Origin of the sequence: Jeotgalicoccus saudimassiliensis, from assembly GCF_000756715.1 — a bacterium.
GTDB lineage: Bacteria > Bacillota > Bacilli > Staphylococcales > Salinicoccaceae > Jeotgalicoccus > Jeotgalicoccus saudimassiliensis.
On the sequence record NZ_CCSE01000001.1, the window covers coordinates 589,277 to 604,094 of the forward strand.

Consider the following 14,818-nt stretch of genomic DNA (forward strand, 5'->3'; position numbering starts at 1 on the left):
AAGAGGGTGAATTTTTGAATAAGCAATCGGTTGTTGAGCAGTTTAATGATTACTTTATCAATAAAAATAGAGTGAAGCATATTGAAGATTTATCATATAATCTACCGCTTAGTGATATTACAGGAATTAATAAGAACAATATTATAATTGGACGGACTTCTATAAGTATACCTGAACATATATTAGAGAATTCAACAGGTAATAAGACTATACTTGATGCATTCACAAATAGTAAAAATGAGATTTACTATGTCGATTCTGAATATAAAAAATATTATCGTATTGGTTATGATATAGAAGTAGAGAACTATAGTCTCAGGGAGAATGAAATTTTAAAATTTGAATTTAACTATGACAATCATGATGATATTAACTGTCATTTTATAGTTATCGAATTTTCTACAGAAAAAGGTATTTTAGCGAGGAAATATTCGAATTTGAATGATGTACGTATTTTACCAAATAAAGAAACTAACTACCTGAGAGCTTTTATTGTCCCCGAAAATAAAGGATTTTTTTATAATTTAGAAATGAATGTAGTAAAAGAAAACATGACAGTTTTAAGCAATACGTTTTTAGAATTAAATACAGATGTAATGTATAATCCGGACACTCGGGTAACAATGAAAAAAGATAATGATAATTTATTAATTTCAGTTCCTGAATTAAATAAAAATTTCATTTACTTTTCTTATGGAATTCAGAACAACAGTTTCAATAAATTACCCGAACAGTCATTAATTAATATTAATACGAAAAACCTTTATAAATTAATAACGCCATTTAAATTACATGATGAAATTGATTTCACACCGACTGTAATTGAATACAATAATACTGGGAAAACAAATTTAATTAAACTGACAAATGAAAGCGAGTTTATCAGATTTCAAAAAGACACAACTGCTATCCGCTTAAGCTATAGATTTACTGGTACAGGTAAGGTCGAAATACAGCCGATCAATATTATTGAATATGAAACAGAAACGGAATATGAAATTGTTGAATGGAATAGCCGTTATGAAATTGATACTCATATGAAAACAATTAAAAGCATAAAAGATTTAAGAATGGCAGTTATAATGGATGAGTTTACATATCATTCTTATAAATATGAAGCAGATTTACTCAGATTGACATTTGATAACTGGAAAAATGAAATAAATTCGTTTATGCCACATTTTATATTTATAGAGTCAAGCTGGCATGGAAACAATGGAGACTGGTCTAAGAAAATAGCTTATGTTACCGATGAGAAACATAGCTATATTAAAGATTTGATTGCTTTTGCACAATCATTAAATATCCCAGTAGTTTTTTGGAATAAAGAAGATCCTGTACATTATGATCATTTTATTCATACTGCTAAATTATGTGATTATATATTTACCACAGACCAAGATAGAGTCGATGACTATAAAGCTGCATGTAATCATGAGAATGTTGATGTTCTTCAATTTGCAGCACAACCGGTAAACCATAATCCATTGAAGATTCAAAAAGAAAGAGTCGATGGAATTTCATTTGCTGGTTCTTATTACGGATTGAGAGAAGAACGATCAAAAGATATGAACAGATTATTCAAAGCCTCAATTCCTCATAATCTGTATATCTATGATCGTAATTATGAATATACAAAGAAAGGTGAGCGTTTAAATTTCCTTTTCCCTGAAGAATTCAGAAAGTATATTCTCGGTACATTACCATTTTATGAAATTGAAAAAGCTTATAAAGGCTATAAGTATATGATAAACATCAATACTGTGAAAACCTCTCCTACCATGTATGCACGTAGAGTATACGAGGGACTTGCATCTGGGACTCCAATTATCAGTAATTATAGTTTAGGTATGGAGAAACAGTTCGGTGATATTATAGGGTATTCAGAGAATACAGATGAACTTAATGATTACTTAGCGAAACTCAATAATAGTCCAAGTGAGTATAATAAGGTAAAACAGCTTGGTGTTAGAAAAGTACTGTCTGAACATACTTATGAACAGCGCCTGCTGCAAATTGCTGATACACTTGGTTATGAGTTTACTTTAGAAGAGAAAACGGTGACTTTTATAACGTTTATTGATAATAAAGACGAAATTTCCAGTATAGTTGATCAATTCGAAAGTATTATCTACTCAAATAAACAGTTAATCATTGCGGTAACAGATGAAATAAATGATTACAGTATAATAAATAAAAACATCTCAATTCTGAACGAAAAACGGCTGACTGAAAATTTTGAAACGCTGTCTAAACTCGCAGAAACTCATTATATTTCACTGCTGAGTCAGAATGATTATTATGCACCTAACTACCTAAAGGATTTGATGCTGGCTGTGCAGTACACTGATGCTAGTGTTATCGGTAAGAGCAATTACTTTGTGTCTAAGAATTATAACCTTGATGAAGTTAATGAGAATTCTGAACACGAATATACTGAAAATATAAATATGAATTCAGCAATCATCCGTTCAAGTCTTTTCTCTAATTTTAATCTTGAGGAAACTTTTAATTACCTTAAAGGTAATAAAGATATAACTGAGCTTAATTATCTTGGATTTAAAATCTATTCAAATGATAAGATGAACTATATTAAAAATGGTAATGAGATTTCTGACAATCAGAAATATAATGTATTAGTATAGGGTGAAAATTATGGATAAACGAACTAGATTAAAATATATTATGCCTATGACTGGTAATAGTACTTCTAAAAATAAAGTGTTAGCTTCTGAAAATATTATTAATAATAATATTTTTAATTTGAATAATAATTATGATATATCTGTTAATGTTAATAATAATTGGGAAACTGAGAGTAAGTCTCGGAGTTTAAGAAGATGGTTACATACACATATATTTTTAAGTGACTTTACACGTGCATATAGTGAGACAAAAGATGAAAGATATTTTACTGAGAGTTTTAAATTATTAACTGATTGGTTTGAAACATTTCCTATTGAGAAAATTGACAGTATAGATCCTTTAGCATATCACGATGAAGGTACTGCTATCAGATTACTATTTTGGTTCAAGTACTATAATCAATTTATAGAGTTATTTCAACCAGAACAATTATCACTTTTTGAATCAAAAATTGAAGAAACAGTCACTTTACTAAATTCAGATGAATTTTATGCAGGATTAAATAATCACGGTATGTTTCAAGATATGTCTCTTTTAGCGTACTCATTTTATAAGTACGAAGATTTTTCAGAAAGTGCTATTTTTAATAAAGCACTGGAAAGAATATATATATATTTTAGAGAAGTATTTACTAGTGAAGGAGTTCATAAAGAGCACGCGCCTTCTTACCATGTGCTTTTACTGCACAGTTTAAAACAAATACTAACTTCACTGAATTTAGCAGATTACTCTGATTTCAGAACGGATAGTTTGAAAGATATTTTCGAAAAAGGTGAAATTTACACAATAAATATAACCATGCCTGATTTTAAATTACCTAATATTTCTGATAGTACTCATAGCACACAAATAAATATGTCTACTTCAGGTGTTTATAGAAATCTTTTCAACAGTGAAGAATACAAATTTATTACTTCAGGGGGCAAGGAAGGAAAACAACCTCTCCCATTGATAAAAAACTTCCCGGAGTCAGGTTATTTAATAGCCAGAGATGGTTGGAAGAAAACGTCCACTTATTTCCTTTTTCTGGCAAGTTATCATATGCATTACCATAAACATACAGATGATTTAAGTTTTATTCTATACAAAAACGGACCTATATTTATTGATTCCGGTCCTCATAACTATAATTATAAAGAACCATTTACTGAATATGCGTATTCTCAATTTGCACATTCTACCTTAATAGTTAATAATAATTCTTTACCGCGAACTGATTATAAATTTAAAGAGGTTTATATTTCAGATAGTCAAGTTGACACTGCTAACAACACATTTTCTGTAGAAGGTACTAATAAACGCTATAAAAATACAGAACATATACGAAGAATATCTGGTGATCTAGATAAAGGTAATTTTAAAATAACAGATAAAATACATTCTTCAGATTCTAATCAATACAAAGTGCTTTTTCAAATAAACGGTGATCTTGATGTTCTATTGAATGGCAACATAGCCTCTATTTTTAAGAATAACGCTAAAGTAGCAGAACTTGAAGTTAATCACCATAGCGGACTTTCAGAAATGAAAGTATATAATGTTAGTGGGCAAAAACACCCTAAAATTATGGGCTACCAATTCCTTAAAATAGAAGAACCAAAGCATTCAAATACTTTAGTAATAGAGGGTTACAATAATAATTCTGAAGCAGTTATTGATACGGAAATACGTCTTCAAGAATTTAAAATAAAAGGAACTGCTAACTTTAGTAAAAAAAATGAAATAAAATCCTTTAGAGATATTTCCTATGTATATGAAGATTACAACAATAATAAGTTAGCTGTTATATTCAGTCCTACAGAGGATAAGTATATTTATAAACTAGATGAATTTAATGACCTTCATAAAAAAGGATTCAATATCTTATATCTTTATGATAATCAATCTATAGTGGGAAGATCCTTTATACAAGGGAATTCATCAAGTACAGTAGAGGTAGATGTGCTTATGGTGATTAATAAAATAATAAATGAAAATAATTACAGCAACGAAAGTACATACTTCTTTGGGCGATCTAAAGCTGGGTTTGCAGCCATATATTATGCACTGAATTCAGGGTTTGATAATGTATTTGTTTCTTCTCCTCTGATTTTGATAGGAGACTATTATACAAGACATGAAAAATTTGATAATATGGTTGATACTCTAGGTTTTGAAGAAAAAGAAAGCTTAAAATATTATTTAAATGATTATCTCAGTAATATACGTGAATTCTCAAAACTTAAAAATATTAATATTTGCGTAGGTGAGAACGATTACCATAAAGGTAAACATGTTGGTTATTTATTAAAATTTTTAACGGAAAAATCTATCACTTATAATCTGCATGTTTATCCAGGAACTTATTTTCCAGAAGACAAAGAGGAATTTATTAAGTACTTAATGAATTATAGTTTTGAATAATAAAATTACTCATAATTAATGAGTTAATTGTTGTGGTGGGATATAGATGAAAACTAGATATGAAATTGCTGAAGAGGTTGTCAGTAATTATAAAGAGAATAAATTATTACTAAAAATAGGGTTTGATTTGATTGATATATCAAATGGTATAGACTGGAGATACAAACATACTTCGAATGTTAGAACTTATTCAGTATATCTCCATACTTTAGATTTTTTGAAAAGTATTGTAATGGTATACGAAGAAACAAAAGAGGAAGACCTGGTCATATTAGCGAATAAAATTTTGACTAGCTGGTATGAATATAATGAAATTCGTAAAGACATAGATGAATTTGTTTGGAATGAACATGCTGTTTCTAATAGACTGCATAATATTCTATATTATTTTGAGAAGCTTGGCGAACTGACTGCTGATAATCAAAAATATTTTGATACAATTATCGAAGAACACTGTGATTTTTTAATTGATGAAAATAATTATAGACCTAATAATCATGGGATTATGATGGACAAAGCTTTAATTGAAAGTGTTTCTTATATACGAAATGAAAAAATAAAAAAACTATATTTAAGTAAAGCGTTATACCGTATTAAGCTAGCAATTTTCAGAGATTTTTCAAGACGTGGGGTGCATCTTGAAAATTCACCAGAATATCACAGGATGGTTCAAAAGATACTGCATATAACCAATCAGACTTTAATAAAGAAAAATATTAAAATAGGCAGTGAAGAACATAGGCTTATTAATTTGGCTAAATATTTTAATAGGATTATGCTAAAGCCAAATAGTTCTTATCCATTAATAGGAGATACTGGCTATATTTATGATAAATATACTAAAAAAACTTTTGAAGACTTTGTAGATTATGATTCAGGGACTGTTATTTTTCAACAAGAACATAAGGATAACTTAGAAGAAAGTTTCTATTTATTTTTCAAATCAGGTTACAAGAGAAAAACCCATAAACATAAAGATGATTTATCTTTTATCTTAACCATGGATGGTTCGGATATAATCACGGATTCTGGTAAATACAATTATGATAAAAAAGATAATTTAAGAGATTATTTTACGTCTCAAAATGCTCACAGTACTATAATAATATCTAATAAAGATTACTCATATGGCAACCCCATAAGTGATCAATTTGATTTAGAAATTAAGAATGTAAAGATTAGCGATGATTTGAAGGTTGCCACAGGCATTAATAATCTGTATCCAAACTGCAAACTTAAACGTACTGTAATAGTAACTTCAGATCATCTAGTTATAATTCTAGACGAAGTTCTAGCTGAGGAGAAGGTAGATATAATTCAAAATTTTATACTTTCTGAACAGCTTTCTGTATCCAAAATTGATAATAAATCATATTCAATGGTAGATAATAAGAATACATTTGTTATTCAGAATTTAAACAAAAATTTTGATGATTTAGAGAGTAGTGTGAGTGAGTCTAAAATATCTTATAGATTTAACGAATATGATGAGAATTTAAAAATATCATTTACTTCGAGTATGATAAATTCAAATATAGTTACTTGTATATATAATGAAAATAAAGGTATAAAAAATGTTCAGTATAATAACAAAAATAATATTTTAACTTATGAAATTAACTCAAAGATAAAAGAATTTAATCTTTTTGACTGAATAGGAGGAATAGTATGACTTTACAAATAAACCCTGTAGATCATCAAATTAAAGAAGATTGCAGGATAATGTTTAGAGATGATATATCTGATGAAATTGTCTCTGTGATAGAAGTAAAAGAGGGTGAAGTGCTAGAGATTGAAGATGATAATATTTTAGCCAACCCTGAAAATTTTAAATTTAGAATTCAAGTATTTAAAGAAGGTAAATTTAGGAATGTTACCAAGTATATATATTTTATCGACGTCAAGAAACTAGAAGATTTTTTACTGAATAACATTAAAATAACTGATGAAGAAGCCTATGATCTCTTGTCACAGTATTGGAAATCTAATTTAAAAGTCAAAGTACTAAGACCTATATTTAAAAAGGTTTTAGAACATATTTGGATAAATCGAGTTAATAAAATTAGCAACCTTAAACAATCTCTTTTATTAACTCAAAAATATAAAATGGAAATCTCGACTTTATGGGAAAATATTTTCTCATTCTATAATAATCTAATAAATCTGTATGAAAAGTTAAAAGAATTAAATTTATTAGAAAAATCTTTTTTAGATATAGAGAAAAGTAAAGATATTAGATTAGCAATATTTATGTCAGAGGAAATAGATCGAATTAAGGAATCAAAACTGCAGTTAGATAATTATTTAATAGGGAATTATTATAGTTTTCTGGGAGAGAGAAGCAAAGCTTTGACATATTATAGTGAAGCTGCAAAAAATTATGAAGATTTTGATTTAATTAAACTACTGAATTTCGATTTAGGGGGAATCAGTACATTTAATAACTTAGATTTAGAAGATGTTAAATATGATCGTCAAAAGGTATTTGATAGTTTTAAATTTTATTCAGACGAAATACCTAATGATAAAGAAACTACTTTAGTATTTTCAGTTGACGAAGTATTCTTGAGAGTATATGGACCAAGCTTACTTTATAGTATAACTGCACTGGAAAGAGTACATTTCCATTTCCATGTTATTTCAGATAATGCAGAGAATATTATTAAAGATACATTAAATTTATTTAATAATATTATAGAGTTTCGAAAAATTAAAACAGTTACTTTACCAACTTTTTCTTATGAAGATATTCCTAAAAACGTAGAAAATATTACTACTTATTATGCGTGTGCTAGATTTATGCATGCTGATTATTTTCTTGAAAAATTTGAAAACGAAATATTAATACTGGATGCAGATTTTATGTTCATAAATGACTTAGATGAATTGTTAATTAAATGCAGAGAAAGCGATATAGCTACTACTAGCTCAAGTATTGGTTTATCTATCTTCCCTTGGAGAAGATTTATGGCAGGAATAGTCTATTTAAAAAATGAAGAAGTGTCAAAAGAATTTATGAGAGGAACAACAGCTTATATTCTCAATCAATACGAAAATGAACATACATGGACACTTGATCAGAATGCACTTTCATTTGGTTATTATTATATAAAAGAGAAGTTTGAAAGTTTTAATTTCGGAGATACTCATGTAAATAAAAGACCATTCCTTCATCCAGATTTTAGAGGAAACTTAGAAAAACAAGTGAAATTGTAGTGTATTAGTGCTTTATTCTAAAATGACTTTTGATTATGAAAGAAATTTGGAATAAGTCATGATTAAAACTATATAAAAATATTTATTATGAGGGTTTTTCTATGAGTGTAATGGAATGAATTATCAAGTAATAACATGCGAGGCTGGGACAAAAGCCTAAAGAAGATAATATATGTTATAAAATACTGAAAAAATCCGTACGTTAAACTCCTTGGAGAATAGCATCAGCGTAAGACTTCAGACTTACGCGATGCCTCTGGGAAGCTAGCGTACGGATTATTTATTATAGAGTTATTTATGTTCTAACCTTTTTTGTATAGTAATTTAGCTCTATAATAAATACGGTTGATGACTAAAACGTCATCAATCGTATTTTTCTGTAAAAAGGTATAAAAATAGCGCAAATGTTCTTTATAATGAAGTCACCACAACTCATAAAAAGGAACATTTACGCCTATGAAGAATTTTATACTATCTTTCCTCCAAATAAAAGAGAACAATATTGATTTTATCCAGATCACGGTCGAAGAAGTCAGTCATAAAGGTATTAAATCACTGTTTATCACGGCCAAGCTCACGTACAATCCAACGCATTGTCCAGATTGCGGATGCATCAATGCGGATTACAGTATAGTTAACAATGGCACCCGTGCCTCTCGAATCACTTTGCCGCACATCTCTGGTCTGCCGGCATTCTTAAAGCTGTCTAAGCAGCGCTATCTCTGTAAAGACTGCGGACATAGTTTTACTGCAGAGACACAAGTGGTCGAAAAACATTGTCATATCTTATAAATGCTAGTATAAATATGTACAGATGGGCATGCGGACAAAATCTTAGACCAAATTGGTTAGTAGGAAGTCGAAGTATGCTTATAAGGAAAAATTAAAAGCTATAAATCTTTATTTTAAATACGAATCATACGCTGCTGTAATAAACGAACTCGGGTACTCTCACGTTTGTCACTTAGAAACTGGATAGAAGAACATAAACGGCATGGTGACGTTAAAAAGGAAATTACGAGTCGGTCTAACACAGAAAAACAGAAAAAGACGGCAGTGGATCATTATTTAGAGCATGGTAAGTGTTATTCTCGTACAATTAGAATGCTAGGGTATCCAAGTCATGGGCTTTTAACGAATTGGGTAATGGAAATGGCACCTCAGTCTCGTAAATTTAAAAGAAATGGGATAAACTTAACATCAAAAGAAAAAGAAGCTGGTGTTTTACTCACTCGTAATACATCTGCACAGAAAATAGCGGATGATATGGGGTTAGCCGAGAGCCTCTTTACCAGTATAGAGTCCAGCTGCTTGGCAAAGGTGTGTCTATCAATAAAATGAAGAAACCTAGTGATACAGACGTAATAAATTGAAAGACCAAGTCAAGTAACTTCAGGATGAGCTATCTCAACTTCAAATGCAAAAAGATATACTAGAGAAAGCAGGAGAAATTATAAAAAAAGACCAAGGCATCTTTCTGGAAGCGCTGACTAACCAAGAAAAAACAACCCTGATCCATGCCCTTCGTCCAAAGTACAAACTTTATCAATTACTAACATCTATTGACATTCCCAAAAGTAGTTATTGTTACCATAAGAAACAACTTGCTCTGCCGAATAAATACAACTATGTGCGGGTTCAAATTATTGATATTTTCAAAGTAGGAAAGTGTCTTTACGCCTACCGTTGGATACATGCGTCATTAAAAAATATAGAGATTATCCTGTCGAAAAAAAGTGCGACGTATAATGCAGGAAAAAATCTCGTTGCGAAATCCATTAAAATGAGAAAATATAGTTCGTATGATGGAGAGATATCACCTGTTGTCCCTAATATTTTGAAGTAGATAAAATAAATGATAAATGGGTTACGGAATTTTGTATACTTAGCGGTAAGGTATATCTATCTCCAAGGATTGAATACGGTGTTATCGTGGGTTGGACAATGAGAGTATCACCCCTAATGCAGAGTTAGTTAATACAGTGCTTGATCAGGCGATGCAAATGTTACAAGAGGGAGAGAAACAAATTGTTAATACGGATCGGGTTGCGCATTATCGTTGGCATGGATGAATTGATCGAAAGGATAGTAATAACTTAATACGTTCAATGTCCAAAAAAGGATGTTTTCCCGATAACCCTCCATGTGAGGGCTTCTTTGGACGGTTAGAGAGTATAAAATTTCTATATTTAAATAAAATAAAAAATTAATAACAGTTAATTTTTTATCTATTTTAAAAGATAATGTATTAGATTTTTTCCATAAATAGTTTATATAAATACATTTAGTCTGGTATTAGATTATACTTTTACTAAAATAAATTTATAACAAAATGTGATAAAGCAATGAAATTATGTGAATATACTTATGGTATAATCTAAATACTTAGATATAAAGTCAATATAATTTATTTAATCAGTGTTCATATAATGCTAAATATGAAGTTATATTAGTTAATACGAGTGAATTTTTTCTAATAAATAATTATATAAAATTAATTAAGGTGATATCAAAAATGAATAAATTAAAAAATATACAACCTGTGATTGGTATACTAGCGCAGTCAGAATTTCATAAAGAGCTCTATAATCATTGTGCTATTGTTTCAAAGTTTTATGATTGTGAAGTATTTTATTTTTCCAATTCTAATATAGATAGTTCTAATGACTTAATTAAAGGTAAAACATTTCAAAATGGGAGATGGATTTGGAAGGATTATTCTTTAAGCAATGGTATAGATGTTATTTTTGATCGTTTAAGAACAGCTTCTTCTCCAAAATATAAACATGTATATGACAAAATAAAACATATTCCAACGACACACCCTAATTTTGGTCAAAAAATGAATAAATTAACTTTTTACGATAAATTCTACGAAGAAGGAACCTTACTTGAAAATATAATTCCTTATGAAAGATTTTTGAGTACTAAGGCCACATTAAATTTTTTAGAAAAACATAGAAATATTATTTTGAAACCTCAGTCGTCCTCTGGCGGTAAAAATTTATATTATATATACTTTAATGATAAAAATATTGAAGTTGCTCTAGAGAAATCTATAATAAGTTATTCATCAGAAGAATTTAGCAAATGGCTCGATAACCTCTCTGGTAGGGATAACTATGTACTTCAAAAATTTATTCCCTCTAAAACATTAGATAACCATCCTTTTGATATTAGAGTTCATATGATACGTAATATTAATAATGAATGGGAATTTTTAGCAATAGTCCCGCGGGTTGGTCACGATATAGCTAAAATTTCAATGCTTAGCAATGGTGGTTATATTGGTCAATGGAAAGGGTTTGTTAGTAGAAATTTCAGCAAGGAAAATTATAAAAAAATAAATAGAAATATTAGAGAGATTTCATTGAAAAGTGTAAAAGTTATGGAAAAAGTTTTTGATTCTAAAATAACTGAAGTTGGTATTGATTTTGTAATTAATAAAGATAATAGTATTTATTTTGTCGAATATAATGTAAATAAGCCTGCTGAATTTTATGCAGGTTTTGATCTTGCGTTAAACGGTATAGGCTATGCAAGATATATTGCTTTAAATGCAACTGAAGAAGATTATATTTTATAATTTCTATTTTAATATTTAATTTGGAAAGCTGGATAGTATCCAGCTTTTTTAAATATGTTTCTTATAATATCTAAAGAAAAATACTTTAAAGTCTGATTTTAAATTTGATGAGTAATACTTTTTAATTATGATAAAATTATTATATATAATATTGAAATTCTTAAAAATTGGAGTGATTGGATGTCAAAAATAAGTATAGGAATAATATACGGAGGGAAATCAACAGAGCATGAAATCTCTATGCGTTCTGCTGAGAGTGTTTTAACTGTTCTGGACAAAAAAAGATATGATATCAACTTAATTTATATTACCAAATCTGGTGAATGGCTTTTGACTAAAGCTGAAGATCTATTCAATTGGAAAGAGAAGTCTGCAGAAAAAGTAAGAATAGTTTCTCCAGGCAGGATTGAAGGTACAGATATTAATAAGCAATTGGATGTTGTTATTCCAATACTTCATGGAACTATGGGTGAAGATGGTACTGTTCAAGGATTGCTTGAACTTGCAGAAGTTCCTTACGTTGGTTGTAATGTAAGAAGCTCAGCTATTTGTATGGATAAAGATATAACTAAGAAATTACTGAAAAGTGAAGGTATCGATGTGGCTAAATCAGTAGTGTTTAAATATAACGAGAAAAATAAAGCTAACTTCAATAAAACAAAAGAAAAACTTAGTCTTCCAATGTTTGTTAAACCAGTCAATCAGGGATCGTCCGTTGGAGTCTCGAAGGTAACTGATGAAAAAAGTTTCTATAATGCTATTGATGAAGCATTTAAATATGATACAAAAGTAATGGTTGAAAGTGCAATAAATGGACGTGAAATTGAAGTGGCTATTCTTGGGAACATGGATCCATTTGTATCGTTACCTGGTGAAATTATATCTAATACAGAATTTTATTCATATGAATCGAAATACATAGATGAAAAAGGTGCCAGTCTAGAAATACCTGCAAAACTAAACTCTTTCCAAGTCACAGCTTTACAAGAAGTTGCATTGAAAACATTTAAGATTTTGGACTGTGAAGGACTTGGAAGAGTTGACATGTTTCTGACTGATGATAACGAAATTTTTGTAAACGAAGTTAATACATTTCCCGGATTCACAAATATTAGTATGTATCCCAAATTACTTGAAGTATCAGGTATTGAATATTCTAGTCTTATTGAACGACTGATTGAATTAGCTTTGCAAACTCATAAATTAAAAACCGATTTAAGAAAAAGTCTGATTAAATAAATTTTGCATTAACATTATATTTAAGGACGATTAAAAAATGAAGCTATTAAAGTTTATCAATAGTTGAATTATAATAATTAAACTGAACAGGTGAAATTATGAATATTGAAAAATTAGTTCCATATAATAAAAGAATGGAAACAAATTTTAGAAGATTGTTAAGAGGGAGATTATATATTAAACGTAATCTTGATCCGATTAAATATGAAAAAGAAATTGACTGGAATTTTAACCACCACAGAAATCCTAGAACATATCAAGTATATTTGCATAGTTTAAATTTTGTAAATGATATCACTTGGTCTCATATAAAATCGCCTAAAACCATGAAGGTCAAATTAGCGCGTGCAATAATTGATGATTGGATTAAATATCACTTAGAAGAAAGTTATATTTTAAAAGAAAATAATTTAGCGTGGAATGAACATGCGGTATCATATAGAATTATAAATTTTATTTTTTTCCAATCTGCTTATAAAAACACGTCTAAATTCGAAGAGGAAGAATTTCAGAATTTACTATTAAAACATGCAGATTTTCTTTTTGAAGATGAGAATTATAAAGAAAATAATCATGGAATTATGATGGATAATGCGCTTCTTTGCACCAGTTTTTTCATAAACGATACTAAGAAAAAGAAAATGTATCAAGAAAAATCAATAAGCAGACTCTATAAAACTATCAATAGAGATTTTAGTGAAAAGGGAGTACATTTAGAAAATTCTCCAGAATATCATAAGTTAGTAAGAATTCTTTTTCAAAGAACTGAATATTTATTGGACTCTATTGATATAAAAATCCCAACACCTTTGAAAGATAAACTAGAGAAAACATATAACTATAATCAACTGATTCTTAAACCGGATTCGTATTATCCATTAATCGGTGACACAGGACAAATTAAAGAACAAACTACAAAGAAAATATATAAAAACTTCGTAGATACTGAAGCTGGCCAATGCATTATACAATATAAAGATAAATTAGATAATCTAAATAGTAAACACCTGGTTTTCATATCTGGATACAGTAAACTCACACATAAACACTATGATGATTTATCTTTTGTTTATTTTGAAAATGGTAATGATATATTTATAGATTCTGGTAAATATAGTTACAATAAAAATAATGAAGTCAGGAAGTATATAATTTCTCCTTCCGCACATAATACATTGCTTATAAAAGATATGGAATATAAATACAGTGATTATGAAAATGATAAAGAAAACTTAGGAATTAAAGAGTATAAAGAAACAGAAGATTATACTAAAGTTAGAGGAATAAATAATCTTTATAAGGATACTAATATTTCAAGAACGCTAATAAATACTAAAGAAGGTATTATATTTATAGTTGACGAAATTGATTCTCAAAATAAACAATTATATTATCAAAATTTCAATTTAGCCCCAGATGCAAAAGTTAAATATAAAGATGAAAAAAGTATATTGATAGAAGTAGGAAATATGAAATATACACTTGAAACTGTCAAAGTAAATAATGTAAAGACCTCTACAGAAATTACAAGTGGGAAAATCTCCAAAAAATTCGGTAATTATACACCTAACCATAAAACTGCTTTTATTAAAAAAGGTAAAAGTAGCAAGTTTTTAACATATTTTTATAACAATATCGATGATGTTGCTATTGTAAGTTATTCATTCAAGAATAGAACAATAGTTTATGAATATAACAGTCAAATAAAGACTTTAGAATTTTAATAAA

General features: G+C 28.7%; 7 protein-coding genes and 2 pseudogenes. All 9 read left to right on the plus strand.

Features of this window, described 5'->3' with window-relative positions; translation table 11 throughout:
* Positions 1-14: 14 nt before the first annotated feature.
* On the plus strand, positions 15-2,645 hold the full coding sequence (locus RZ44_RS02850; RefSeq protein ID WP_035808260.1) for a CgeB family protein: 2,631 nt from the start codon (positions 15-17) through the stop codon (positions 2,643-2,645).
* Positions 2,646-2,655: 10 nt separating this feature from the next.
* Positions 2,656-5,049 (plus strand): heparinase II/III domain-containing protein, encoded by a 2,394-nt coding sequence (locus RZ44_RS02855; RefSeq protein ID WP_035808262.1) that lies wholly within the window; start codon positions 2,656-2,658, stop codon positions 5,047-5,049.
* Between the two features lie 46 nt (positions 5,050-5,095).
* Positions 5,096-6,703 carry a heparinase II/III domain-containing protein gene (locus tag RZ44_RS02860; RefSeq protein ID WP_035808263.1) on the plus strand — a complete coding sequence of 536 codons (1,608 nt, stop codon included), beginning with the start codon at positions 5,096-5,098 and terminating at the stop codon, positions 6,701-6,703.
* Positions 6,704-6,717: 14 nt separating this feature from the next.
* Positions 6,718-8,265 (plus strand): glycosyltransferase family protein, encoded by a 1,548-nt coding sequence (locus tag RZ44_RS02865; RefSeq protein WP_035808266.1) that lies wholly within the window; start codon positions 6,718-6,720, stop codon positions 8,263-8,265.
* Positions 8,266-8,721: 456 nt separating this feature from the next.
* Positions 8,722-9,051, plus strand: a pseudogene (locus RZ44_RS11110) (transposase family protein); the annotation flags it as partial.
* Positions 9,052-9,109: 58 nt separating this feature from the next.
* A pseudogene (locus RZ44_RS11400) lies at positions 9,110-10,454 on the plus strand (IS3 family transposase); the annotation flags it as partial.
* Positions 10,455-10,780: 326 nt separating this feature from the next.
* Positions 10,781-11,851 carry a YheC/YheD family protein gene (locus tag RZ44_RS02875; protein ID WP_035808268.1) on the plus strand — a complete coding sequence of 357 codons (1,071 nt, stop codon included), beginning with the start codon at positions 10,781-10,783 and terminating at the stop codon, positions 11,849-11,851.
* A gap of 180 nt (positions 11,852-12,031) precedes the next feature.
* Positions 12,032-13,090: a D-alanine--D-alanine ligase family protein gene (locus RZ44_RS02880; protein ID WP_035808270.1), complete on the plus strand. Its 1,059-nt coding sequence runs from the start codon at positions 12,032-12,034 to the stop codon at positions 13,088-13,090.
* 98 nt (positions 13,091-13,188) lie between these two features.
* Positions 13,189-14,814 (plus strand): heparinase II/III family protein, encoded by a 1,626-nt coding sequence (locus tag RZ44_RS02885; RefSeq protein WP_035808273.1) that lies wholly within the window; start codon positions 13,189-13,191, stop codon positions 14,812-14,814.
* Positions 14,815-14,818 lie beyond the last annotated feature (4 nt).

What these genes read in the sequence shown, in the direction of transcription:
- RZ44_RS02860 (WP_035808263.1), top strand. Translation starts at nt 5,096, where the DNA reads ATGAAAACTAGATATGAAATTGCTGAAGAGGTTGTCAGTAATTATAAA.
- RZ44_RS02885 (WP_035808273.1), top strand. Translation starts at nt 13,189, where the DNA reads ATGAATATTGAAAAATTAGTTCCATATAATAAAAGAATGGAAACAAAT.
- RZ44_RS02855 (WP_035808262.1), top strand. Translation starts at nt 2,656, where the DNA reads ATGGATAAACGAACTAGATTAAAATATATTATGCCTATGACTGGTAAT.
- RZ44_RS02880 (WP_035808270.1), top strand. Translation starts at nt 12,032, where the DNA reads ATGTCAAAAATAAGTATAGGAATAATATACGGAGGGAAATCAACAGAG.
- RZ44_RS02865 (WP_035808266.1), top strand. Translation starts at nt 6,718, where the DNA reads ATGACTTTACAAATAAACCCTGTAGATCATCAAATTAAAGAAGATTGC.
- RZ44_RS02875 (WP_035808268.1), top strand. Translation starts at nt 10,781, where the DNA reads ATGAATAAATTAAAAAATATACAACCTGTGATTGGTATACTAGCGCAG.